Raw genomic sequence first — 24,933 nt, forward strand, 5'->3', positions numbered from 1 at the left:
CAAGCACTCACTCAAGCTTGCTGGCTGAGTTTAAGCAGCATGGCGCTTTCAGGATCCATAATCGGCAGTTGAATGCCTAGCTTCATCAAGGTATCGCCACGGTAAGCGGCGTTGCTCTCCATCCAAGTGGGAAACTGTTTCATAATGTGTTTAAAATCAGGTTTATCTAGAACCTCAAGTGAATACATCGCTTGCGGATCCAACCCAGTAAACCTCAACGCTCCCGGCAAGGTGTAATCCGGCATAGTGAGTTGCACAACCCAATAAACGCCCTCTCCTTGCTGCTGATCTTGCACCCCATAGGCTTGCCAAGAGCTATCGCTTGCAGCCAGCTGTAAAAAAGTTCCCCTGTGTAACAAAGGCCGTAGCGACTTATGTAAAGCGATATAGTGAGCGAACTGCTGACGTTGCTCAGCATCTACAGCTACAGGGTCAAGCTCCACTCCCATGTGGCCAACTAGCGCAGTCAATCCTCTAAAACCAATGCTGTGCTGTCGGTATGTAGTATGGCTATGCGCTGGACCAATATGGGAACCCATTACTTCAGGAGGGAAAAAGTACAACATCGCCGGCTGCATAATCTGTCGCTCTAAAGCATCGTTACTGTCCGATAACCAAAAACGGTGACTGCGTTTAAGCACTTCATAATCTATGCGCCCTCCTCCCGAAGAACAGCTTTCAATTTCTAACTGAGGATGGCGTTTAGCTAACTCATCCACCAAGGCATAAAAAGCCTTAGTTTGGCGGTGTACTGCTGCTTCTCCTAAATGGCTAGGCTGCACCAGTTCTCGGTTCATGTCCCATTTGATGTATGAAATAGCATATTGGCTAAGTAAGCTATCGAGTCGCTCCAGCAAGTAGTCGAATACCTCGGTATTCTGTAAATCTAATACGTATTGGTAGCGCCCGGTTTTTTGCTCGTAACCCGTTTGGCCCAATACCCATTCAGGATGATTGCGATACAAGGCAGAGTCTGGGTTGACCATTTCTGGCTCAAACCATAATCCGAACTCCATACCCAGTTGCTGAACATGATCGATGACTTCTTCTAGGCCATTGGGGTATTTTTGAGTATCTAAGTACCAATCGCCTAAGCCAGCTTTATCGTGGTCTCGCCCCGGAAACCAGCCATCGTCAATAATAAAGCGTTCTACGCCGATATCGGCGGCTAGGCTGGCCATCTTTTTGATGTAGCTTGGATCGTGGTCAAAATAAATCCCCTCCCAAGTATTAAGGTGCACCGGGCGCGGTTTATCGGCTTGTGGGAAGCGTAAGATATGCGTACGCACAAACTTGTGAAAATTAGCACTCATTTGATTAAGGCCATTGGCCGAATAACACGCATACAAACTGGGCGTTTGATAACGCTGTCCTTTAGCTAGCGATATTTCACCACTTAGCAGCAGTTCTTCTGCTTGCAGCCAGCGCCGACCATCGGTTTTAACCCCACTTTGAATCTTGTGGTTACCGCTCCAAGCTAAATGAAATCCGTACACTTCGCCTTGCTGCTGGTTAAAGCCTTTCTCGCCAATCACCGCACCAGGGAAATACTGATGTGACGTACGGCCACGACGATTCTCTTGTGCAATAATGCCGCGCTCTAGCGGCTGGCGATGCTGCTGAAACTCTTTAGTCCAACGCCCGTGTAAAGACAACAACTCATTACTTTGCGCCGTTAGCGGCAAGGTTAAGGCTAAGCGTTGCAGGCTGTAATCAAGCTCACCTAAATTTGTCACGCTTGATTGCATCCTGAGTACATCGCTACTCTCATCTAAGTGCAGCGTAATTTCCAAGGCCAGCTGAGCCTGTTTATCTTGCGCAGTTATCAATAACGAAGAATGTCCCGACAACACACACTTAGCGCTAAAACGAGGACACCAGTCTTTGCCAGCCCTGTTGCCTTCTAAACCAGGGCTAGAGAACCACCCGTCACTCGCTTCTGGGCATACAGTAAGTGCTACATCCTCATCTAAACTGGCTTCACCTAAAGGTCTTGATATTGCGCCAAGTAAGTTGCTATCTATAGGCAAACTTAACTTACGCCCCCAATAAACGATTTCTGGCAAAGAATCAGTTTCTTTTAACAACACACTGCTAGTTTGACCGTACAAATGATAAATATTCATCATTTTAATCCTTGCAGCGAAAACTCTATTTGATAGCGATAATGGCTATCGCTAACTTGATGCTTAGGGTGCACAGACGGGCTCCAAGAATCGTCTCCCCCTACGCCTTGATGGGCAATATCGAGTTGCACAAACACCGTTCCACTATCTGTTAGCTGGTAGTTATGAGTCGCCTGGCTAAGCTGCTGCTGGCTGTAACGCCTAGCCGCAAACTGCAAATGTGGTTGGCAGTTAATCGCTAGCGCCAAACCATCATCACGTTCAATTTCTAGCTGGCGAATCGCGCCGCGCCCGCCATTTTCGCTAGGGAAAATATACGGCGTATGTAAGTCGTCAATGCTCGATTGGTAACGGCTCACTATCGCGCTGGCCAAACGATCACGGTAGTTCTCATGTGGGCCTAAACCAAACCAACTTACTTGGCTAAACTGTTTGTCTAAGCTCAGCTCCAAGCCCACACGCGGTAAAGGAGGGAGATAAGGCGCTGCATCTACCGCAGTACTCAACTCCACTTTATCAGCGCTAATCAAAAAGCGTTGTTCCACAGAAAAAGCCAAACGATTCTCAAAGCTAAAATCGCTATCGCACTCAAGTTGCCAACAACCATTACTTAACTGTGAGAACTCAAACTTACTAACTGCACGCTCTAAATGATTCAGACCTGCATTTTGCCAACGCGCTATCCAAGAATGAGGGTCCATTTGACTAGCTTCACTAACACCAATGTCGTTGTCTAAAGGGGCACGATAGAAGTTATTAGCTAAAGGAGCGGTAAACAGCTCTTTGCCGCGTTTAACCCACGACACCCACTGTGCAGAAACACAATCAAAAACCACTGTTTGCTCCGAGCTAACAAAGCTAATTAGGCGGTCTTTTTGCTGGCACGTCACCGCTGCTTTACTTAAGACAGGTTTAGCCAATAACCCCCCAACTGGCAGTTTAAATTGTTGCTGAGCCATTACATGCCCTGCGTTTGCCCATGGTGTTTTGCTGCTTAGACTTACTTCTATCGTCAGCCAGAACTCTCCGTGGCGCTGTTTAGCCAGCGCACTGATTGCCTTAGCTGGAAGATGAAAGAGCTGGGTTTCTCCTGCCGCTACATCAATTTCTAGGGTGCCTTGGTCAAACAGCTCGCCTTGCTGCTCTATGCGCCAAACTAAAGAAACATTTTGGCTATCGCTAAACAAGTACTCGTTGGTTATCCGAAAGGCTCCGCCATCTAAGTCTTCCGCATGGATTTGCCAATACTGCTGCAAATACTTAATTTCAGCCAAACTTGGGTGCACCGTTCTATCGGGGAAAATTAATCCATTAATGCAAAACTGTCGGTCGTTGGGTTTGTCTCCAAAATCCCCGCCGTAAGCCCAGTATGCTTCGCCAGCATCTGTATACTTTGTTATTCCTTGATCAACCCAATCCCAAATAAAGCCGCCTTGTAAACGAGGGTGTAAACGAAAGGCTCGCCAATACTCATCGATACTGCCTAAGCTATTCCCCATGGCATGGGCATATTCACAAAGGATTAGTGGCCGCCGCTCGTTAGGGTCGCCAATATGCGCAGTAATAGCGCGCTTAGGAATGCCCTCCCCACCGGTATCCCAATCAACTCGCGCATACATTGGGCAAAGAATATCGGTAGCTGGAGTATCTGCCCCGCCTCCTTCATATTGAATAGGTCGACTTGCATCCGCGTGTTTTAACCAGCCATACATTGCGTCGTGATTGCTGCCGTAACCCGACTCATTACCGAGAGACCAAATAATAATTGAAGGATGATTTTTATCTCGAGCAACCATGCGTGTTACTCGCTGCATATATGCATGCATCCACTCTGGATCGTCTGACAAACGACACATAGGAAACATACCGTGGGTTTCTAAGTTGCTTTCATCCACCAGCAATAGGCCGTATTCATCACATAACTCGTACCAGCGAGGGTGGTTAGGGTAATGCGCGGTACGCACTGCATTAAAGTTGTTTTGCTTGAGTAGCTTAATGTCTTGCAACATACGTTGCTCTGTCATTACATGCCCCAACTCAGGGTCATGCTCATGGCGATTAACGCCGCGAATCAGCAGGGCTTTGCCATTGAGTTTAAGCAAGCCATCAGATATTTCAATACAACGAAATCCTAGCGCACTTTGTTCAACGTCTAGCAATTCGCCTTTGGCGTTAAACAAGCTAATCACCGCTTGATACAAATGTGGCTGCTCGTCACTCCACAGTTTGGGGGAATGTACTGTTTGATCTATAAAAATGCGGTCGGCAAAACCGCCTTTTTCGTCAATGGCCTTGTTATGGGTATCAGCTTTAATCGGTGAATCGAATAAAGCACTCTGGCCATCAAATACCTGTAGCTCGACATAACACTTCTCCAAGTCGGCTAAACCAACACCCGCCAAGTGTATTTCTAGCGTTAATTGAGCATCGCGGTAACAGGCATCTAAATCGGTGTTAATGCTAAAGTCGGCGATATGTAATCTAGGCTTGGCGTAAATGCTTACGTCGCGGAAAATACCGCTCAGCCACCACATATCTTGATCTTCTAAATAGCTACCATCGCTCCAACGGTAAACCACCACACACAGCTCATTGTCTCCTTGCTGCAGGTGGTGGCTAATATCAAACTCGCTGGCCAAACGGCTATCTTGGCCATACCCCACTAACTGGCCATTAACTAAGACATGAAAGGCCGAATTTACTCCGTCAAAGCGCAAACGTACTTGCTGATGTTGCCATTCATCTTGATAACTAAAAGTACGTCGATAAACCCCGGTTGGGTTATCACTGGGTACCTGCGGCGGGTTTACCGCAAAAGGATAAATGACATTGGTATAAATGGCCTTATCAAAGCCCTTTAATTGCCAGTTGCTAGGTACATCTATTGAATGCCATTGCCCGGCCTTCCCCAATAACAACTCATCGCTAAGCTGCTCTGGCTGTGCCAACAAACAAAAACGCCACTCACCATTTAAGCTAAGGCTGTGCTGTGGGCAAGTGTTGGCCAAAGCATCTTGAACGCTTGAAAAAGACTGAAGGGGAACGTGAGACAGTAAGCGATTTCGCTCTGTTACTGCAGGGTTTTCCCAGTCTCGCTGGGCTAGCAAATTGGCGCTTACAGGCGTCATTCTATTCTCCAATTCAGGCCAGAGGGCCAAATAATCAATGCTATTTTAAAAGCGCTGGCTTGATTTCAGTATCAAGCTGAAGCTTAGCCGCTTTATAAAAATAGCAATCCCTAATTTACAGATGATTCTAGTAGGCCTAACGAGGCAATAATGCGAAGACCATCACGAAAGAAGGAAAACGTTTACATGAGAATAATCAATATGCAACAGTTACGCTTTTAACCTCAACAATTGGCGGCTTTAAATAACAAAACACCCCAGTGAGAGGTGTTTATAGTGGAAAGGCAGCGACTAATACTTACGTGAGTATTGTGTAACAACAACACCAAATATCGCTAAGATGATAATGCCAAAGGTGCTCGGCTCTGTTACCAATACACGTGGTTCAGGGTCTGAAGGATCTCGAGCCCAAACGTTCAAATGCGAAATGCCTTGAGCGTTATTCCCTTGAGGGTTAAGAAAATCATTTGTGTTTAGAGTACCAGACAGTTTGTAAGGGGTAGTAAAATTAAGCGTTGAATTAGGGAAATCACTCAACTCTTGGGCAAAGATATCGATAAAATCGAAATCGTACAGAATGAAGCCATTAGAGGCTTTTACCGAGAACGCTAAATGATCGAAGGTAGCGCCTCCCAGAATCTGGGAGACTTGGTCAATAATGCTTGGATCTGTCTCTATCTGCCACGTTAGCGATTTACATTCACCGGTAACCCCTTCCACACAAGTAAAACTCATACTGAGCAAAGCACCAATGTCTAAGGAAAGCCCACCATTAACCACCGGACCAACTTGGTTGTAATCAACATCTAGGTTTTCATTTACACTGGCTAAGTGGATCCAACCAGGATCATCAGCCACATCGACAGGATTGTTATCGAGGTTCTGTAACTCATCAGGCTCAATAAAAAATAAGGAGTTACCAGGCCCGTAAGTAGTATTTAGCAGTCCATCATTCTTTTGGCCAATATTCACATTGGGTTTATTCTCAGCATTATCATCGTTGCCATCAAACACCAAACAAGAACCTGCTGAATAAGATGGATTTGCGCCACCAAGCAGCTCATTCGCCTGACCGGATTCCATAATGGAAGTCAGGGTTACTCGAGATGGATCGCACACGCCTCCGGGGACAAAAGATGTAACAGGTACCGCCCAAGTGATGGTGGTAAATAATGCGGCCAAGCTAAAACCCAAAATCGACAATAATCGTTTACTCATAAAACCCTCATTAGTATTTACTGGCTCTAGTGATAGCACTGCACTAACCGAGAAATATCCAACAAAAACTAAACGCATAAACCACGCCAAAAATTTATTCACATTCCTTATCAACAAGTTGACTTATTGCTCAAAAGTCAAAGTTAACAACTTGTAAAATATACTGACGTTTGTACATATCTTTTTACATTGACAAAAGCAATTACAAATCAATAGCTTATTAAGGCTAACAATCATCTAGAGGAGACGCTTTCAAGTTGTTAAACTCAGGGAAATACGTAATACGAGTAAACCATGAGCACCACCATTTATTACTTAGAGCAAACTGAGCCCACGCAAATAAAGGGCAAGACCCTTCCCTCAGAAATCACTGTGAGCGAAGTGACGAAGCATCAAGCTGAGAGTAGCTTGGCCTTTTACACCGAAGTAGGTAAACATTGGCAATGGACAGATAAGCTGGGTTGGAGCCAACAACAATGGCAAAATTACACTTCGGGTGAGCAGCTAAAAACCTATGCCGCCTATCTAGGATCTGAGTTTGTAGGATACTTTGAACTAGAAAAACACCCTGATAACAGCATAGAAATTGCTTACTTTGGTTTAAGTAAAGCATTTTTAGGCAAAGGCTTAGGCGGGGGCTTATTAACCCGCTGTATAGAAACAGCCTGGCAATGGCCAACCCACAGAGTGTGGGTACATACTTGTGATTTAGACCACCCCAGCGCGCTGGCTAATTATAAAGCGCGAGGGATGAGCTTATATAAAACAGAGCAGGAAGACTAAAACTGCAAGTAACTAAGATCGAGTTTATCTCCGGCTACTGGTGGGCACCAGTAATAGGCAGTGCTTAATGGGCGGCTAAACTCAAACAAGCCGTCTTCAATGCCATCTTCGCAGCCTAACATGCGTTTTAACTGCGCTTCAAAAGGGTAAAAGCTGTTAGCAAAACAGACAAAGTTTAATCCGCAGTCTTGCTGCTTAACCCATGGCAAGCTTCGGCGTAACATAAAGGCCTCAGGGCTAAAGCTTTCTTGCGCGGTACGACGAGTATGTGCAGACGGCGGAGACTCTGCAAACTCTACGTTATCGCTTTTTCTACGGCCTATTAAGTCATCTTGTTGCTTACTCGGTAGGCTATTGAAGTGTTTCATTTGATGTTGCCACTTTTGAACCGCTAACATCGACGATCCCTCAACACCAGGTTCACCCGTTAACGCAACAACCGCTGCGGCATTATCTTCAGGATTTTCAGTGCCATCTTCATAACCGGTTAAGTCTTTACCGCCACGATGACAAAAGCCCTCTACTTGCTCGTTCACACTAAATGTCGGGCATAACACTGCTAGCCACTCTTGTACTCTTAGCATCACTTCACCGGGATCACTGCCACTTACCCTAAGCCATAAATCATCTTGATTGGCTGGGCTGGTGCGTTTTACGCCTTCAATGCTAATCGCACTTTTTAAACCAGGGATTTTGCTGCTGTTTAAAGCAAGTAAAGGGGCGCCAAAACCAATAACACTGTCGTCAGCATTATAAGTATCAACTAAAGATGCCAAGCACGCAGCTAAAGATTGCTGCTCAACTAAGCTGAAACGTAAGAAGCTTGCATGGCTTTGTTCAGCCTTAAGAATAAGCGGTTGGATCAACGACATAAATAACTCTCATTTAGCTTTCATTGCTAAGCAGTATAAGTAATTTTTGGCCGAAGTAATTTGATAAGAAGTAAATAAAACGATGAAATGAAAAATGCCTGATGCTTTTCGCTATCAGGCATTCTAATGCATTTGACTCATAGTGTTTCTCGCTCAGGTTACTATCACTCTTTCGCTACAGCGAAAGGCTAAGTGCTAAGCCCACATGTTCAAATGTGAGGATTAACGGTGTAGGTTGTTAGAATCAGTAGCTTTGTTGTAACCCGCAGCTTTAGTAAAATAGTAAGTGGTATATAAAGAACCGAAGTAATCAAACATAGTGTTTCTCCCAATAAAAATAAAAGTGTGAACCAAGTCACGAAACGAATAATAATGTGACGCACGTCACATTGCAAGTTTATTTTAGAGTTTTTACTAAAATACCTAACAGAAAGGAGAAGAACAGCGAGAGCTGGGAACCCACATAAAAAATGCCTGAAAGAGCGAACTCATTCAGGCACTGGGTTTATCGTGATTCATTACATTTATCTCTGTTGTCGTTTACCTTGCTCTAAGCATCCAAAACGAACATAAGCTAACAATGCTGAACCAATGATCGGATGAAGAACCATATACTCACCTATAAGTTAGTGGCTTAGCGGTGAATATCTTTGCGAGTTTCGCAATAAAAGTTGTAATCATCAGCTTTCGTAAAATAATACGACGAGTAAAGTGCACCAAAGTAATCAAACATAATCGTTCTCCTAAGTATTTAATATTGTTAATGACTTGAACTAAGTGTGAACCAAGTCACACCTATAATTTAATGTGACATTAATCACATTTCAAGTGACAATTTAGTTAAATACAAAACTCACTTAGATCTGCTGTTGAAAAGAGTTTCATGGCAAACAGTAAGCGATTTATTGCTAGTTATCTTTACCTAGCCATATAAATAACTATTCATCAACTGTCTCAAGCTAACGACAAAAACCTTAATTTTCAGCAATATAGCGATTTATTGCTGATGTAAGCTGCAATTTTTCTTCACAGTCACCGCAATATTGCTCTAAACGTTGTAGATTTTGCTGAGCGCGCTGCGGCTGCTGCATACTCAAATACAGTTCACCCGAGTATTCCAGTGCCCCTAAATGTGAAGGTTTGATCGACAAGGCCTGCTGATAGGCATACAAGGCTTGTGAATATTGGCCTAACTTACGCTGACTAAACCCCAGTAAATTCCAGGCATCTGCTGAGCGTCTGCCCTTAGAGCTTTGAAGATAACTTTGTAGCCAGGTACTTGCCGCACTGTAGTCTTCCTGCGCAACAAGCTTCTCTACTTTTGCCAACGGTGATTTATCACTGCTGGATTCATAGCGCCCACTACCCGCTGCTAGCACCTGGGTACTGACCAATAAACTCACGAACACTAATTGCCTAATCATACCGCTCTCCCTCTGTTATTAAGATTAAGTACGATACGCACTAGCAAATGGATTGGTTTGTTGTTCCCTAAAACGCAAAAACCCCCGCCAAGGCGAGGGTTTGTAAATTAAGCGAGTCTCAAATTATAGAGAGATGCCTAATTTTTCTAAGTCAGCCATAACCACTTTTGAAGGTAGTGGTACGTAGCCGTCTTTAGCAACAATAGTTTGACCTGTTTTAGACAGAATCATTTTTAGGAACTCACGGTCCATCGGTGCTAAAGGCTTGTTAGGGTGCTTGTTAACGTAAACGTATAAGAAGCGAGAAAGTGGGTATTTACCCGTAGCAGCGTTATCTAGGCTAGCTTCAATGTAGTCGTTACCTTTCTTAGCAAGAGCAACGGCTTTAACACCTGAGGTTTTGTAACCGATACCTGAGTAACCGATTGCGTTCAACGAAGAAGACACTGATTGAACCACTGAAGCAGAACCAGGTTGCTCGTTTACAGTGTTTTTAAAGTCACCTTTACACAATGCTTTCTTCTTGAAGTAACCGTAAGTACCAGATACTGAGTTACGACCGAACAATTGAATGTCTTTATCAGCCCACGAACCGTCTAGGCCAATTTGACCCCAGCGGTCGGCAACGCCATTCTCGCCACACTTAAGTGTAGAAGAGAAGATGGCATCAACTTGAGCAAGGTTTAAACCTTCAATTGGGTTATCTTTATGTACAAATACTGCCAATGCGTCAATTGCTACGCGAACTGGAGTAGGCTTGTAGCCAAAACGTTTTTCGAAGGCTTCAACTTCTTTGCTCTTCATCTGACGGCTCATTGGGCCGAACTGAGAAGTACCTTCAGTGAGTGCTGGAGGAGCAGTAGAAGAACCAGCAGCTTGAATTTGAACGTTTACGTTAGGGTATTCACGTTTGAACTCTTCAGCCCACAAAGTCATCATGTTAGCTAAAGTATCAGAACCTACAGAAGAAAGGTTACCAGAAATACCGGTGGTCTTTTTGTATTCCGGTAGAGTGGCATCCAGGCCAGCTGCAAGTACGGTAGTTGTTACCAATGAAGCAGAAATAGCTACTGCACTAAGCAATTTTTTAAATGTCATCTTTATCTCCATAAATGACGCGTTGAGTTATTTTCGTCATGTAGTATTGGTGAATTCGATGACAATTATATTTCTACTGTGTGACAGTTATATGTCAGCCTCTTTTTTTCGTAAAAAAACTGTCTTTCTTTAAAAGCTTTTGATTTAACCCGTTGATTTATAATCACTATTCAATAGAAAATAATGGCACTTTTTTGGTATTTAGCGAATCAAGCCCGGTAGTTAGGCTACCGGGCTTAATTATTAAGGGTTGTAACCGTCGTGACTATTGTTCAATACGTAAAATGTAGCTTGAACATAATCATCATCATCACCCGATTTATTCTGATTATATACACCAGCTTTAAAGTACATGTATTGGTCGGCATCATCATAGCTGCTGCTACTCATGTTGTAGCTCGCCGTTACTTGATCTTTGCCCTCTCGATAAATTGTTACATAAAGCATATTTGCAACTACTTTAATTCGGTAACTGAACTTCTCATCTAGTGCGATACCGTCTGCTGGGTTACTGGCACTGTCACTGCGGCTTCCTATCATCTCTACCCAATCGTCACTCGATGCATTACGTGATTCATGTGCAAAGTAAATCGCACCATTTTGGTTATTAGGTAATTTTCGGTAATAAAGTCTAATGGGTTCGTCGTCATTGGCGTGGATCTGTCCAATAATCACTCGACCGATCTGATAAGCATCACCTGTGGTGGTAACGTGGTTCACCGCCAAAGTGGCAAACAGTTCACCATTTACCCCACCCGCGGCAGTTTGCGCACTGGACGGCGCGCTAGAAAACACCCAGTTGTTTTTATTTACGCCTTGGGTCTTAATGCTGGTATTGCCACGTCGCAACATTTCACGCAATTCAGTACGTACATAGGTAGTATTGGCCGAGGTTTTATAACCGTAAATCGGGCTTTTAAATACCATGCCTCCATCTGCGCCAGTATAAAAGTACTCGTTGTTTTCATAGCCGTTGTTGAGTTCTGATTCTTTAATCGAATCAGCAGTACCCGAGTTATCCGTATCGGTAGGAATACTTAGGTACCAATCTTGGAGATCAAAGTTAGCCGATGGTGGCAACGAAGGATTAAGGTCTTCAACTGGCTCTGTCACTTCTTCGTCATTACAGCCCAAAGCGGTAATTTCAATCAAACTGTTCCAATTGCTTTCTGAGTTTCCATTACCAGTAACTCGCAAGTATTGAATATCTTGATGCAAGACATCACTAGTGTCTATAAACTCTGGAGTGCCTGTAGCGTTGTCAGAGTTGCCACCAGTAACCACATCTTGCCAGGTGACATTGTCGGTTGAGATAGCCACATCGTAATACGTTGAACGCTCCGTATTGTTTAGCCAATAAAGACTCAGGCTATTAAGAATAGAAGGGCTGCTCAGGCTAAAAGTAATCTGTTTACCGATACCTTCTGAAGACCAACGTGAGTCACTGTCGATACTGCCGTCTATCGCATTCTCAGGTCCAAAGCCCACTTTATGGGCGCCATCGTCACTGGCAAGCTTAAAGATCAAATCTTTAGGCGCACTGCAACTAGGATCTACCGGCTCGCCCGGCTCTTCTGGCACAGTCGGTTCATCAGGGATACTTGGTGTGGTGTTGCCTCCTCCCACTTCTGAAGAGCCTCCACAGCCGACAAGAGGTAAACAGATGGCTATCGCTAAGGGGGTTACGTAAAGCTTCATGCTTGAGGGTTATCCTAAAAACTTACTATTGTATTACAATACTAACTTTAGATATTTAGTTTAGCAATTAGCACACTTATTGAATTATCTATGTTGTGAGCTAAGCAAAAAAAACGAGCCTTTAAGCTCGTTTATTATCGCCCTATCTTTGGGCCTTTTGTGGGATTGGGTTATTTAGTAAAGCAGATTGGAGAATTCTCTCTACTCATCTTCGCGCTGGTTCTCTAGCTCCAAGGCTAAGGTATACGCAATGTAGTATTTGTATACATTAGAGACATACCGCACCGTTTCCTTGCCAATAATACGCCCAGCTGCAATTTCTACATTTCCAAACCAAGCATTGGGGTCTAAATTCATTTCCTTAGCTAAGCGGCGCATTTGGTTCATTTTGGTTGGGCCGGCATTATAGGCAGCCCAGATCAGCGCCATTCGCTCACTCTCTTCTATATCGTCTTCATTAATATAGTGCTCTCGAAGCCAGGCTAGGTATTTAATACCCGCGGCTATATTTTGTTCTGGATCGGCTAAATCGTTGTAGCCCATTTCTTTAGCGGTTGACGGTAGCAGCTGCATAATTCCGCGCGCGCCACGGTGGCTCACCTTACTATTATCTAAACCCGACTCTTGATAGCCCTGTGCGACCACCGCCAAATAATCAAATTCGTATTCATTAGCGTATTTTTTAAAGAAAGGCACATAACGATTAAAGCGATTTCGGTCTTCCGAATTGGCAAGCCGGCTAATCCAAGCGGTGTGGTCAAAATAGCGATTAAGCAAAGTATTTCCCAGTAAACTGCCCTGCTTCACTTGAGTATTCACAAACTCTTGTAAGTTTGCTTGTAGCTTAGGGTTAGAATTTCGTACCGCCCAACCTAAGCTTTGCCCTTGACTGGTTTTTAAATGGTTGTCTATGCGGATATCTTTAAATACTTTTTCCCACAAACGTGCTTTGTAATCATCAATTACCGTATACCGCATAACCCCTGCGTTAACCATTTCCAGCACATCTTCAGACAGCAGGTTGCCATCAGCTTCAATCACTTTAATCGGTTTAACACCCCGCAGCTTCAAGGTGAAATTAAGCGCTTCAAGGTGTTCGGCATAACTACTGCCATGCATTACATAGATTTTCTTGCCAGATAAGTCTTGCCAACTGTTTACCTCGGGAGCGTCTTTATGGCTGACCAGTACTTCGCTAATGTTATCTGCATTGCCCAAGGCAAAGCTCAACTGTTTTTTCCGCTCTGGCGTTGCAGTTAAAAATGCCGCCACGATATCACCACGGCCAGCTTCCAAGGCAGGGATTAACTGATCAAAGTGAACGGGCACTATTTTAACTTTGGTTTTGTTTACGTCTCGGCGAATGCCTTGATTTAGAAATTTCTCGTAAAGATTAAGCAGTTCGATTTGTATGCCTAAGGGGCGGCCGTTTGCTAAATGAAAATCAGATTTACCATAGGTCACCAGCGCGCGAACAATTTTGCGCTCTTTTATTTCGGGCAAGTCGCCAACAAAAGGCTCTTGGATATAGAAAGGAAATTGCAGTAGGTCACTACTTTCAGTCAACGCCACCTCATCATCTGCGGCATTCGCGGTAAAAGGCATCAACCCAAGACAGAAAAGGCTCAATAGCAACATGAAGTAAGGTCGAAAAAGCGAGAATAACGTCAAGATAATAACCATAAAAATCAAACTTATATTTTAGTATAAGCTCAATTGCCTAAAAAAAATGGTCATCACTTAAAGCTGTGAAGCTACGCATTGCGTCCAAGAAAGAAGAGTATTTAATCCTCTGAAATAAACAATTTTCGCGGGATAATAAAGCTAAACGTGCTGCCTTTTGTCACACTACTTTTTATTTTTAGTTCACTGTCGTGATGCTGAAGCGCGTGTTTAACAATCGATAAACCCAAGCCTGCACCGCCAGTATCGCGCGAACGCGCTTTATCTACACGATAGAAACGTTCGGTTAATCTTTGCAGGTGTTTGGGGGCTATGCCGGGGCCTGAATCTTTTACAGCAAACAAAGCACCAAGTGGAATCAACGTAAGGCTAACTTCAATCTTCCCAGGCTCACCACAGTACTTAATTGCATTCCCCAACAAATTCCCACAAGCACTGCGTAGCTGCTCGCGGTCGCCTTTAATATGAATATCAGAATCAATATTAAAGCTAAAGCTATGCTGCTTGTCTTTGGCAAGACCTGTCACTTCGGCTTCGAGATTACCAACCATCGCTGAAAAATCGATAGTCTCTTGATTGTCTTCAACCGACGCGGATTCAATTCGAGCCAAGGTAAGTAATTGGTTAACCAGATTTTCCATGCGACTACTTTGATCAAGCATGGTATTGCGCGCTTTGCCCCAAATCATTGGGTCAACTTCATCTTGATCTAGCATTTCCAAATAGCCGCGCATCACCGTGAGCGGTGTACGTAATTCGTGGCTTACGTTAGATACAAAACGTTTGCGCATTTTTTCTAGTTTACGTAGCTGGCTAACATCGCGAATGACCAATAACAGCTGTTGTTGGCTGTAAGGCATGGCACGAAACTCTAACCAAACATTGCTTTGTACTGGGCTAATAATTTCTAAGGGTTGGTCGAAACGACCTTTTCGTAAGTAGTTAACAAAACTAGGGGTTCGAACAAGGTTGGTTAAGTGTTGTCCGGCATCGGCTGGCCACTTTAGACCCAACATGCCTTGCGCTAATTGGTTACACCACAAAATTGCGCCGTCTTGATTAATCACCACAATGGCATCGGGCAAGGCCTCGGCACCTAAGCGGAAGTACTTCATTAACTGGGCAAGTTCACGCTCTCGGCCAAGCCGGCGCTTAAGCATATTATATATGCCATGAAATACTGGTTCCCAACTGCCAGAACCATGAGGTGGAGATAACTTACGCTGGTTATATAGCCAATCTAGCAACTTATGTTGTTGGTTATACATCCAAACAATATGGATGACCGCCGCCAACAAACACATTTCTAAGGTATAGCCGGTAAACATACCTAAAACGAATAAAGGCGAATAAACTAACGCTACTCGCCATATTACGCGTTGCCATGAGAAAGGCACAAACATTCGTCGTTACTTCACCCTAGTTGAAAAACGGTAACCAGAACCACGTACAGTTTGAATTAAACGATCATATCCCTGTAGGCCAATTGCTTTGCGCAAGCGGCGAATATGTACGTCTACTGTCCGATCTTCTACATACACGTTAGTACCCCAAACATTGTTTAGCAGTTGCTCACGGCTATATACACGCTCAGGATGCGTCATAAAGAAGTGCAGTAGCTTAAACTCTGTTGGCCCCATATCCAAGGGTTCATTTTCAACACTCACTCGGTGCGATACCGGATCAAGGCGCAAACCCTGAACTTCAATGGTTTCTTCTAAAGAGGTTGGCGAAATACGGCGAATAACCGCTTTTACACGCGCCATTAATTCTTTAGGTGAAAATGGTTTAGTTAGGTAGTCGTCTGCACCCGCTTCAAGACCTTGAACTTTGTCTTCTTCTTCACCTTTAGCGGTAAGCATAATCACCGGGATTTGACGCGTTAGGTCGTGGCGACGCATGTGCTTAATAATTGAAATACCACTGCCACCTGGCAACATCCAATCTAACAATGCCAATTCTGGGTAGGGTTCTGTAAGTTTTGCTATGGCTTGATCATAGTCAGCAGCTTCAATCGGCTCGTATCCATGCTGCTCTAATACAAAACACAGCATTTCACGGATTGGCGCTTCATCTTCTACAACAAGTATCTTCCTGGGCATCACATTCATCTCAATCTAAGAAACTGTGGCAATTATGCGACGTATTAATGACAGATTTATGACAGCAATAAGTGTAAATCAAAGACTTAAGTAAATACAGCCAGACCCAATTTGGTGCAAGGAAACTATTAAATGTTAGCGCTGCACCAATCAAGTTCAACGCAAGTCTTATCACTGGTTCGACAGCATAGCTTAAATCAATAGTTAACAATATGAATAATAAGGTTTTTTATACAGGTTAGTGAAAATAAATTACGGTTATGGCATTGCTCGTGCTTTGTTAACTACAAACGCAATTAGGCTAACATTTAGGGGCAGCATGCAGTATTTCGCTAAGCAACTATCGTCAACAGAGCTATACACTAACGCCAGCAGCATTTTGGTATTTACCGATTTAGACGGCACCTTGTTAGATCATGATAGTTATAGCTATGAGGCCGCCCTGCCTAGCTTAAACCAATTAAAACTGCTTAAAGTACCCGTCATTTTCAATACCAGTAAAACCTTTATGGAAGTATTGGAACTGCAAAAGAAAATGTCCTTACAGCAGCCATTTGCCATTGAGAATGGCTCAGCGGTTTGCATTCCAGCAGATAGTCCAATCCATCATGATGAGCTAAGCCCACTCAATGTAGGTAAGCAACACTGGAAAATAAAAACCTTTGGCCCGAGCTACCCTGACATTTGCCAGTACTTGAGTGTATTGCGCCAAAAGTACCATTTTCGTTTTCAAGGTTTTAACGATATGAATGTTGCAGAAGTGCAACTTAACACTGGCCTACCTAAGTATGATGCACAATTAGCCAAACAAAGGATGGCCTCTGAGCCTTTGTTATGGAACGACAGCGACGAACAACTCGACTTATTTATTAAAAAGCTCGAAGCCCACAACTTAGCGGTGATTAAAGGTGGCCGCTTTTACCACGTAAAAGCCAAGTTTGATAAAGCCGACGCCATGTTATGGCTAACCAGCACCTACCAGCAACATTATCAACGCAAATTTACCAGCATTGCGCTTGGCGACAGTGACAACGACCGCAGCATGTTAGAGCAAGCCGACGTGCCGGTGGTTATCCCTAAAAAGCACTCATCTGCGTTAATGATCAATCACCCAAATTCAAGCCTAGCGCCCTACCCGGGCCCTTATGGCTGGCATCAATCGATGCAACAGATTTTACATTCCATGATAAACGGAGCATAACCATGGCTGATTTCTATCAAAACGGTATTGTGACAACCTTACATAACTTAACTGATCGCCCACTCGAAGAGTTAGAGCAGGAGCTTATAGCGTTCTCAAAAGTTAGACCGATGAGTTTGGTACTTCCCTCCTTATTCTCAGAGTTGGAGCGCCCAGCGCTAGCCACTATTGTGGAAGAGTTGGCTAAAGTGCCTTATCTCAATGAAATCATCATTGGTTTAGATTGCGCCACCGAAGAACAATTTGCCTACGCCAAAGAGTACTTCTCAGGGCTGCCACAACATGTTCGTATTTTATGGAATGACGGCCCACGCTTGCGCGCCCTAGACGCCCAATTGGCTGAGCACAACCTTGCCCCCAAAGAAGCCGGCAAAGGCCGCAACGTGTGGTACTGTTTTGGGTATGCGCTTGCCTCAGGCAAAAGTAAAGCCATTGGCCTACATGATTGCGACATTACAACCTACGACCGCAGCATGCTAGCGCGCTTAATGTACCCCGTTGCTAACCCCTTGTTTAACTACGAATTCTGTAAAGGCTTTTATGCCCGCCATGCCGATGGCAAGTTAAACGGCCGAGTAGCTCGCCTGTTAGTGACGCCATTGCTTAAAGCCTTGAAGAAAATAGAAGGCTACGACGATTACCTAGAGTATTTAGATAGCTTCCGTTACTCCTTAGCAGGCGAATTTTCGATGCAGTCAGACGTACTTAATGACTTGCGGATCCCGTCAGATTGGGGCTTAGAAATTGGCGTGTTATCAGAGATTTACCGCAACCATTCTACTAACCGTATTTGTCAGGTAGATATTGCCGATGTTTACGACCATAAACATCAAGACTTAAGTTTAGATAACCTCGATGCTGGTTTGGCCAAAATGGCCACCGATATCAGTAAAGCTGTCATTCGTAAACTGGCCACCCAGGGCCATACTTTTAGCCCCGGTAAATTGCGTTCACTAAAAGCCACCTACTATAGAATGGCCTTGGACTTTATCGATAACTACCACAGCGACGCCTTAATTAACGGCTTAACCTTAGACCGCCACGCCGAAGAAGACGCAGTTGAACTGTTTGCCAAAGCCATTACTGTAGCCGGTGAAACCTTCTTGGAGAACCCGTCGGCGACACCGTTTATTCCAAGCTGGAACCGTGTACAAAGCGCCGCACCAGACTTTTTAGAACGTTTATACGAAGCAGTAGAGGCAGATAACTGCTAACTCCCCCTGATGCGCTCGGTAGGTCACTACCGAGCTGCTTTACTCACCCTTTATCTTCGCTTGTCATTTCCTTCGCTCAATTTAGAAAACAACAATCTTGGTAAGTATGTGACATTTTTATTACATAGAGTTTACTTGGCATGATGCTGCTCACACTATCCTAAGGTCATACCAGCCTAAATAGGTTTCCCAATAAACGTTTATTAACATTTCGACGGAAATCTAAAAGGAATTTTATGCTGATTAAAACCAAACTGTCTTTAGCCGCTGCGGCTATTTTGGCACTTAGTGCATGTGATAATGACAACAATATCCAGGCTGAGCCATTTCAACTCACCATTGCTCATATCAACGATACCCACTCTAATTTTGATCCCCGTTCCCTCGATTTTGTAAATGCAGACTTATCGACTGAGAGTAGCAATTTTGATGTTAGAACCAGCGTTGGGGGTTACCCACGTTTAGCCACTCAGTTAAAAGCAGCACGAGCAGCTGCCGCTGAATCGGGGATGCCGTTCTTGGCTCTGCATGGCGGCGATGCTTTTCAAGGTTCTTTGTATTTCAACCTGTTAAAAGGCGAAGGCAATGCCCGCTTGTTGAGTCAAATGGGGCTTGATGCAATGGCGGTGGGTAACCATGAGTTTGACTTAGGAAACGATGCCTTAATCGCATTTTTAGAGGATGTTAATTTTCCAGTGCTTGCTGCCAACATGGATGTTAGTGCCGACCCAATCTTGGCCAACCAAACTAATCTGCAACCTTATGTAGTTAAAGAATTTAACGGCGTACGAGTAGGCATATTTGGCTTAGTATTAGAAGACATGCCCACCATATCTTCGCCGGGAGAGCTCCTTACATTTGAGTCTGAAGTAAGCTCTGCTCAAGCCACCGTTGACGCCCTGCACGCAGACGGAGTTAATAACATTATAATGGTCAGTCACATCGGCTTAGACCGCGACTTGCGTGTGGCCAATAACGTTAATGGCGTAGATCTCATCGTTGGCGGCCACTCTCATACTTTACTGGGCGATTTTTCTAACCTTGGTTTAGGTAATGGTGATGCCAATACTGATTACGCCGAGCTCATCACCAATCCTGACGGACAAAGCAAAACCTGTGTGGTTCAAGCTGGTGAATATGCTCAAGCCGTTGGACAAGTCACAGTATCGTTTAGCGCCAATGGCGAAGTGATAAACTGTGAAGGCCGCAATACTCTGCTTATTGGCAGTGATTTCTTACATGAATATGTTGAAGACGCCGGTCGAATTGCTTTAAGCAGTGACGACCAAATCGCAACCGAAAACTTCGTGAGCAAACAAAAAAACATTGCGGTAACAACTGAAGATTTAACAATGCGAACCATCATCGATACTGATTATTTGCCCCAAGTTGCTGCCTTCCAAGGACAAGTAATTGGCACAATTAACGATGCTAACGACCCCGTAGATACTCAGCAACTCGACCACGTACGTATACCGGGTAAAAACCGTGGCGGAGCCTCTTTGGCTGGAACCGGCTCCGAAGCAGGCGTTCACGTTGCTACATCAATGGTTTGGAAACTTAATAACGCGGGTTATAAAGTAGATATGGCAATTACCAATACCGGTGGAGTACGTGATCATATCATTGTGGAACAAGGCAACAGCGGCGTTACTGCAGGATACATAATGGGTAGCTTACTGTATTTTAGCAACCAACTTGCGGTGGTTGAACTTAAAGGCCTTGATGTAAAAGATTTACTCGAAACGGCTATTGATTACGCCAGAACCACCTCATCGGGAGCCTTTCCTACCTTCGCCAATCTGCAGTTTACGTATAACGGTACCGCTGCTGAAGGCAAGCGCTTGGAATCATTACAAGTGTGTCCCGACGGTGTTGAGGCAGGCAACTGCGCCAACATAGAAGATGAAACCGTATATCGCATTGCCACCAATGCTTATATTGCGGCAGGCCGCGACGGTTACAGCATATTCTCCGAACGCGCACAAAGTGCTATGGTAAACAGTGGATTTGTAGACAATGAAGTAATGATTGAATACATCCAACACCTCACCACAGAAGGCAAAGCCTTAGTGGAGCTTGCTACCGGATTAACTTATATTCCAGTGGCAGGTGACTCGATCGATGATCCTCTGCTAAAGACTCAAGACAACCTAAACCTTTAATCCCAACAAAGTACACAAATAGGCGAATATTCTTCGCCTATTTTATGCCCTATCCAGTAACCGATTTATTAGGCCTTATCTGTTAACAAAGCACTTTTGTCAGTAAGAATTATCTCTAACGCAAAACGCCAGCGCCACTAATTCAAGTAATTAGGTAGAACATGCCTGTTTCAAGCTCTGTACTTAATTTCACTCACCACCATTCGCAAAAAATCAATTTTTATTTGAAAGCCTTGTAAAATCATCGCCTATCTTAATCACCTGTTGCTCGCATGAACCGTAAACGCATTGCGCTTACCATTACTTTTTTTGCCTGTGTGCTCGCCTTAGATGTTGAGCTTAAGGCTGAAGAAATACTCTATAAAGAGGCGGAGCCAACTCAAAGCAACACACATCACTTACATTTGAGGGGAACACACCTTGAGTAAACGACAAACCACCAATGACAGGGCGACCATTGTAAATACTCTGACTAAATTTCGTCCGGGTACCATGGTAGACATACAGCTATCTGCAGGCGACAGTCAGCGAATAAAAGCTAAACTGGTGGGTTACCAAGAGGGTGGCTATTTTGCCTTTTCTATCCCCCAGCAAGTGTATGCAGAAAACATGCAGCGTGTTTTTGAAGGTAAAAGCTGTGTGGTAAGAATGATGGCTGAAGGTGACGTAGGAGTATGTGTAGCGTTCAAAACCCAGGTAATTACTCTAAATAAAAAGCCACAGATTTTGCTGTTTGTTCAATATCCACAGCAAATCGAGTTTTTTAGCTTGCGCAGCAATAGCCGCATTAGCACTCACCTACCGGTACTTGTGAGCGAGCAACAAGACACCAATACCTTGCCCGAAAATATTACACAGCAGCTTGAAGGCGTAGTGTTAGATTTATCTGAAGGGGGCTGCAGAATTGAAGTGGCCGCACCTGCAAACCAACATCGCTTAAGTATGGTATTTGTGCAACTCATTTTGCGCTTTCCACTAACCCCAGAAAAACCGATTGTGTTAAATGGTCAAATCAAGAGCCAACAACATAGCGCTTCCAATACCTTACGTGTCGGTATTCAGTTTGAAACAAATAAACATTTAACCGCAATGTTCAACAAACTAAATCTATTTACTCACCCTGGCTTTGCTGCCTAGCCTTTTGCTGCGCAGAACAGCGCCGCATGCTGTTTTACTGGGGAGTCATTTGTATCCACCAAATACAAACAGCTGCTGAACCTCAGCTTTTTTTAGCATGTAACAACTTGTCTATTTGATAAATCACTTCCAGTTCTTCGGCGCTGCGCGAAAGCAGTACATCCCACATTTTCAACATAGAGGCTTTTGCTGGCGGTTTGCCCCCCGCCACGCGCTCGGCGGCAGTTAGGGGTAAAAGCTGTATCACACTGATATCCATCGCCTTTGCTATTGCACACATATCTAATAACGTTAGCTGGCCGGTGCTTTCTCTGTCTAGCTTGGTATATACAGAGCTAGTGGGTAAACCGGTCTTATCGGCCAAGGTTTTTTTCGACCATGACAAATTGGCCATTAAAAACTCTATTCGCTCAATCAACATACCTCTTATTTCGGCATCTTTTAAACCAAAAAACTCGTAGCCTTCACTGTCTAAATTTGGCATTCCATAATCCGTAATATTGCCTTATCACTCTTCCAATATATAGAAAAACGCTTTGTTAAGCTAAGCCTAAGTTAACAAATCAGACCGAACTAACCGAGGCAAATACAATGAAAAATCTACCTTCATATACACTAAAAGCAAGCGCAGCAATATTGCTCATGTCGGCTGCTAACCTTGCTTTAGCAGCTAACAAACCGGGCGACGATTTACCTTACTTTAATGCTCAGCGAACAACGGCCCAGCCTACTGTTGAGGTGGCAGACTTCACCGGGAAATCGCACCAACAACTGGCGGTTTACTTAGCGACACAACCGCGAGAGCAAGCGCCTCAACATATCGTAAATAGCTTTAAAGTTGCGGTAGAAAACAACCGAAAAATAGCCCCTGAGTACACGGCAATGATGGAGCAACAAGCCGTTATCCGAGGTGTACCAGTAGAACAACTATTTGCTGAAGCCAGCATGACCGATTGGGCGGTGAACCAAAAAATCATTAAATCGATGCAACAACAGCAACCAGTCAAAGACATGAGTGGCTGCACCACAGTAGCGTTTAACAATGGTATCGTTGGCCAAACTAACGATTTAGCTATAGCGGCGTTAAGCGCGAATACCACCATAGTAAAAACGGATGACGTGATGTTTTTACCTACCGACGGCGCTCACTTTCAGGGCATGGGCAAACATGTTGGCATTGTGATTAATTTCTTAGGAGTAACCGCTGGCGAAGATGGTTTAGGTCGCAGTAACTTAGTCTCTACCGATGCCATATTTGCCGCAGCTACTGGCGCTAAATCTATTCAAGATTTTATTACAACCATTGAAGGGTACACTAGCATTACGCCGCTTAATTTCACTCTAGCAGATGACCAAGGTAACCATGCCGCTATTCGTATCCATGCCGACGGTATGGAACTGCTTAGCGGTAATGAACGCGGTATCGGCCATGCTAATCATACCGAGCAGTTTAAACAAACCATGCTAGACAACATGGGTAGCTTTCAAGCGAATCAAGCCTTCTTCAATACTTTCGCTCGTGAGCAAGCCGTCTTCTCTTTCTTAGATTACTCGCCTGAGCTCAGTGTTGAATCTATGCAGTGGTTGTTTAACAAAAAGCCGATTAACCTCTCTAAATATCAGGGTAAAGACTTTGTTACTGTAGAGGCGATGGTATTCGATGTTAAAAATGGCTGCGCTTATGTAAGCGGTGATAACCCTCGCTTCACCTCTTACAGTAAAACCTGTTTTTAATCGCTCTTTTATAGCGCTGTCAACAAGCAGCGCTACTCTCTTGTTTGAGTAAGCGCTTGCCAATTTTCCACCCGCTTTTGTGCAACTCCCGATTGCTCTAGGGCTTTTTGTACCAAACCCATACTAAACAAAATGTCTAAGCCTTGATCCATGGCTTCGGCAATCTTTTTGCCGCTAGGATGTTGCTTCGACACCATAAAATGACGGCTTTGAGTAAAACTAACCTTGTAGTTGGGGATAGGTAAAAACACGCCATATTGATCATAAATGGCTAACTCAGAATTATTAGGAAACTCTAGAAAGGCAATGCTAATTCGCTCTTTACTCAACAAACCAAACAATGACTGATTACGATTAAGCTTCTTAATTTTAGTAAAACCAATTTGCTCAAGTTGCGCAATATCCTGATACCAGGTTTTACCAAGTGCAACCTGCGAGTCCAGAAGCTGCTCAATCTTTAGATCTTGCTCAAGTAAGGCCGAACCTTGTTTTACATAAAAGCCTTTCTCAAAAGTATTTTTAGCAATAACTGCCCGCGACTTATAAGTGCTTGTATCAAACTCACTCTCCCAAATATCAGATTGATAAACGGCCACACTTCCCTTTTTTACTTCGCGAAGACTACGGCCTGTGTTAGGGGAATAGGTAAACACTAATGAATGGTCTAACGAACTTAAACTCAGCGCTTGCACCATCAACAATAAGCTCACTGTTGCTCGATCAGAAACAGCAGAACGGTAATCGGTGATTTTTGCAGGGTCACCACCTTTCAGTTCCAACAGCTGTTGGTAGTTGCTGATAGTACCTATATCACCAATAATGCTCACTTCTGTTTCAGCCATAGAGTGTAGGCTAAGACAAACTAAAACACTCGCTATCCACGCTCTCACTTACTCCCCTTCATGCTATTTACATGCTTAAAGCCTGTAACTCACTCGCCACGGTAAACGACCTAAAACCTTTTAAGTGTAGTCAGCCTCACCGTCGGCATTGCGAAAGCAATAGCAGACTAGCGCTTTGATTGGTTTTTAGTTGCTCTAACACGTTGAATAATAGTCAAAATAAGCACCCAAGAAGCCAGAATGAAAGTAATAACATTAGCCACGAACACAGCCAAATCTTGAATCAAGAAACCGTACAACATCCATAAACCCACACCTGTAGTTAGAATGCTATACATCGACAAGGAAATACCTGAAACATTTTTGGTTTTAATAATTTGCAATACTTGCGGCACGAAAGAAAAAGTAGTGCAAGCGGCAGCAATCAGGCCTAAAACAGTCAGTGCGGTCATAATAAGTACACACAATAAAATTGGTAAACCAATATATCAAAATACTGTTAAATCAG

Annotated in this window: 19 protein-coding genes; 6 read left to right on the plus strand and 13 right to left on the minus strand. The window is 44.0% G+C overall.

The genetic code is table 11. The annotated features are described in order from the left end of the window. Positions 1-11 precede the first annotated feature (11 nt). The 3 genes from Q4549_RS14825 to Q4549_RS14835 form a co-directional block, all read right to left on the minus strand. Positions 12-2,129 carry an alpha-galactosidase gene (locus tag Q4549_RS14825; RefSeq protein WP_303552937.1) on the minus strand — a complete coding sequence of 706 codons (2,118 nt, stop codon included), beginning with the start codon at positions 2,127-2,129 and terminating at the stop codon, positions 12-14. Continuing rightward, positions 2,126-5,254: a beta-galactosidase gene (locus Q4549_RS14830; RefSeq protein WP_303552936.1), complete on the minus strand. Its 3,129-nt coding sequence runs from the start codon at positions 5,252-5,254 to the stop codon at positions 2,126-2,128. The genes Q4549_RS14825 and Q4549_RS14830 overlap by 4 nt, the downstream gene beginning before the upstream one ends. A 291-nt stretch (positions 5,255-5,545) precedes the next feature. Further along, complete coding sequence (locus tag Q4549_RS14835) at positions 5,546-6,472, minus strand: hypothetical protein (protein ID WP_303557205.1); 927 nt, start codon at positions 6,470-6,472, stop codon at positions 5,546-5,548. A gap of 294 nt (positions 6,473-6,766) precedes the next feature. Between Q4549_RS14835 and Q4549_RS14840 the strand changes: the two genes are divergently transcribed. Next, positions 6,767-7,255 carry a GNAT family N-acetyltransferase gene (locus Q4549_RS14840; RefSeq protein ID WP_303552934.1) on the plus strand — a complete coding sequence of 163 codons (489 nt, stop codon included), beginning with the start codon at positions 6,767-6,769 and terminating at the stop codon, positions 7,253-7,255. On the opposite strand, the gene Q4549_RS14845 is transcribed toward Q4549_RS14840, so the two are convergent. The 7 genes from Q4549_RS14845 to phoB form a co-directional block, all read right to left on the minus strand. Continuing rightward, entirely contained in the window at positions 7,252-8,127 is an 876-nt protein-coding gene (locus tag Q4549_RS14845; protein ID WP_303514178.1) for a Dyp-type peroxidase, read from the minus strand. The genes Q4549_RS14840 and Q4549_RS14845 overlap by 4 nt on opposite strands. 974 nt (positions 8,128-9,101) lie before the next feature. Beyond that, entirely contained in the window at positions 9,102-9,551 is a 450-nt protein-coding gene (locus tag Q4549_RS14850; RefSeq protein WP_303552933.1) for a tetratricopeptide repeat protein, read from the minus strand. Positions 9,552-9,674: 123 nt separating this feature from the next. Then, positions 9,675-10,649: a PstS family phosphate ABC transporter substrate-binding protein gene (locus tag Q4549_RS14855; protein WP_137671455.1), complete on the minus strand. Its 975-nt coding sequence runs from the start codon at positions 10,647-10,649 to the stop codon at positions 9,675-9,677. Positions 10,650-10,892: 243 nt separating this feature from the next. Continuing rightward, positions 10,893-12,347, minus strand: a complete 1,455-nt coding sequence (locus Q4549_RS14860; RefSeq protein WP_303552932.1) for a polysaccharide lyase family 7 protein — start codon at positions 12,345-12,347, stop codon at positions 10,893-10,895. 201 nt (positions 12,348-12,548) lie between these two features. After that, positions 12,549-13,952 (minus strand): transporter substrate-binding domain-containing protein, encoded by a 1,404-nt coding sequence (locus Q4549_RS14865; protein WP_303514173.1) that lies wholly within the window; start codon positions 13,950-13,952, stop codon positions 12,549-12,551. A 179-nt stretch (positions 13,953-14,131) separates the two neighbouring features. Next, complete coding sequence (gene phoR / locus Q4549_RS14870; protein ID WP_303552931.1) at positions 14,132-15,433, minus strand: phosphate regulon sensor histidine kinase PhoR; 1,302 nt, start codon at positions 15,431-15,433, stop codon at positions 14,132-14,134. Between the two features lie 6 nt (positions 15,434-15,439). Next, positions 15,440-16,132 carry a phosphate regulon transcriptional regulator PhoB gene (phoB, locus tag Q4549_RS14875; protein WP_137671459.1) on the minus strand — a complete coding sequence of 231 codons (693 nt, stop codon included), beginning with the start codon at positions 16,130-16,132 and terminating at the stop codon, positions 15,440-15,442. Between the two features lie 319 nt (positions 16,133-16,451). Between phoB and Q4549_RS14880 the strand changes: the two genes are divergently transcribed. The 4 genes from Q4549_RS14880 (at position 16,452) to Q4549_RS14895 (ending at position 21,849) form a co-directional block, all read left to right on the plus strand. Then, positions 16,452-17,333 carry a mannosyl-3-phosphoglycerate phosphatase gene (locus tag Q4549_RS14880; protein ID WP_137671460.1) on the plus strand — a complete coding sequence of 294 codons (882 nt, stop codon included), beginning with the start codon at positions 16,452-16,454 and terminating at the stop codon, positions 17,331-17,333. 2 nt (positions 17,334-17,335) lie between these two features. Further along, on the plus strand, positions 17,336-18,547 hold the full coding sequence (locus tag Q4549_RS14885) for a glycosyl transferase (protein WP_137671461.1): 1,212 nt from the start codon (positions 17,336-17,338) through the stop codon (positions 18,545-18,547). 236 nt (positions 18,548-18,783) lie between these two features. Beyond that, positions 18,784-20,712 carry a bifunctional UDP-sugar hydrolase/5'-nucleotidase gene (locus Q4549_RS14890; RefSeq protein WP_303552930.1) on the plus strand — a complete coding sequence of 643 codons (1,929 nt, stop codon included), beginning with the start codon at positions 18,784-18,786 and terminating at the stop codon, positions 20,710-20,712. 420 nt (positions 20,713-21,132) lie between these two features. Further along, entirely contained in the window at positions 21,133-21,849 is a 717-nt protein-coding gene (locus Q4549_RS14895) for a flagellar brake protein (RefSeq protein ID WP_303552929.1), read from the plus strand. Between the two features lie 82 nt (positions 21,850-21,931). On the opposite strand, the gene Q4549_RS14900 is transcribed toward Q4549_RS14895, so the two are convergent. After that, positions 21,932-22,333, minus strand: a complete 402-nt coding sequence (locus Q4549_RS14900; protein WP_303552928.1) for an XRE family transcriptional regulator — start codon at positions 22,331-22,333, stop codon at positions 21,932-21,934. 107 nt (positions 22,334-22,440) lie between these two features. On the opposite strand from Q4549_RS14900, the gene Q4549_RS14905 reads away from it, so the two are divergent. After that, positions 22,441-23,583: a hypothetical protein gene (locus Q4549_RS14905; protein WP_303552927.1), complete on the plus strand. Its 1,143-nt coding sequence runs from the start codon at positions 22,441-22,443 to the stop codon at positions 23,581-23,583. A 32-nt stretch (positions 23,584-23,615) separates the two neighbouring features. Here Q4549_RS14905 and Q4549_RS14910 read toward each other — a convergent pair whose 3' ends face one another. Both Q4549_RS14910 and Q4549_RS14915 read right to left on the minus strand, forming a co-directional pair. After that, the gene (locus Q4549_RS14910) at positions 23,616-24,473 is read right to left on the minus strand and encodes a hypothetical protein (protein WP_303552926.1); all 858 of its coding nucleotides are present in this window, start codon (positions 24,471-24,473) and stop codon (positions 23,616-23,618) included. 119 nt (positions 24,474-24,592) lie between these two features. Next, positions 24,593-24,877, minus strand: a complete 285-nt coding sequence (locus Q4549_RS14915) for a SemiSWEET transporter (protein ID WP_303514144.1) — start codon at positions 24,875-24,877, stop codon at positions 24,593-24,595. Positions 24,878-24,933 lie beyond the last annotated feature (56 nt).

Origin of the sequence: Agarivorans sp. 2_MG-2023, from assembly GCF_030548085.1 — a bacterium.
In the GTDB taxonomy this organism is placed as follows: domain Bacteria; phylum Pseudomonadota; class Gammaproteobacteria; order Enterobacterales; family Celerinatantimonadaceae; genus Agarivorans.

Excerpts from the sequence above, each read along its gene's own strand:
- Q4549_RS14825 (WP_303552937.1), bottom strand. The coding sequence starts at position 2,129 with ATGATGAATATTTATCATTTGTACGGTCAAACTAGCAGTGTGTTGTTA.
- Q4549_RS14830 (WP_303552936.1), bottom strand. The coding sequence starts at position 5,254 with ATGACGCCTGTAAGCGCCAATTTGCTAGCCCAGCGAGACTGGGAAAAC.
- Q4549_RS14835 (WP_303557205.1), bottom strand. The coding sequence starts at position 6,472 with ATGAGTAAACGATTATTGTCGATTTTGGGTTTTAGCTTGGCCGCATTA.
- Q4549_RS14840 (WP_303552934.1), top strand. The coding sequence starts at position 6,767 with ATGAGCACCACCATTTATTACTTAGAGCAAACTGAGCCCACGCAAATA.
- Q4549_RS14845 (WP_303514178.1), bottom strand. The coding sequence starts at position 8,127 with ATGTCGTTGATCCAACCGCTTATTCTTAAGGCTGAACAAAGCCATGCA.
- Q4549_RS14850 (WP_303552933.1), bottom strand. The coding sequence starts at position 9,551 with ATGATTAGGCAATTAGTGTTCGTGAGTTTATTGGTCAGTACCCAGGTG.
- Q4549_RS14855 (WP_137671455.1), bottom strand. The coding sequence starts at position 10,649 with ATGACATTTAAAAAATTGCTTAGTGCAGTAGCTATTTCTGCTTCATTG.
- Q4549_RS14860 (WP_303552932.1), bottom strand. The coding sequence starts at position 12,347 with ATGAAGCTTTACGTAACCCCCTTAGCGATAGCCATCTGTTTACCTCTT.
- Q4549_RS14865 (WP_303514173.1), bottom strand. The coding sequence starts at position 13,952 with ATGCCTTTTACCGCGAATGCCGCAGATGATGAGGTGGCGTTGACTGAA.
- phoR (WP_303552931.1), bottom strand. The coding sequence starts at position 15,433 with ATGTTTGTGCCTTTCTCATGGCAACGCGTAATATGGCGAGTAGCGTTA.
- phoB (WP_137671459.1), bottom strand. The coding sequence starts at position 16,132 with ATGCCCAGGAAGATACTTGTTGTAGAAGATGAAGCGCCAATCCGTGAA.
- Q4549_RS14880 (WP_137671460.1), top strand. The coding sequence starts at position 16,452 with ATGCAGTATTTCGCTAAGCAACTATCGTCAACAGAGCTATACACTAAC.
- Q4549_RS14885 (WP_137671461.1), top strand. The coding sequence starts at position 17,336 with ATGGCTGATTTCTATCAAAACGGTATTGTGACAACCTTACATAACTTA.
- Q4549_RS14890 (WP_303552930.1), top strand. The coding sequence starts at position 18,784 with ATGCTGATTAAAACCAAACTGTCTTTAGCCGCTGCGGCTATTTTGGCA.
- Q4549_RS14900 (WP_303552928.1), bottom strand. The coding sequence starts at position 22,333 with ATGCCAAATTTAGACAGTGAAGGCTACGAGTTTTTTGGTTTAAAAGAT.
- Q4549_RS14905 (WP_303552927.1), top strand. The coding sequence starts at position 22,441 with ATGAAAAATCTACCTTCATATACACTAAAAGCAAGCGCAGCAATATTG.
- Q4549_RS14915 (WP_303514144.1), bottom strand. The coding sequence starts at position 24,877 with ATGACCGCACTGACTGTTTTAGGCCTGATTGCTGCCGCTTGCACTACT.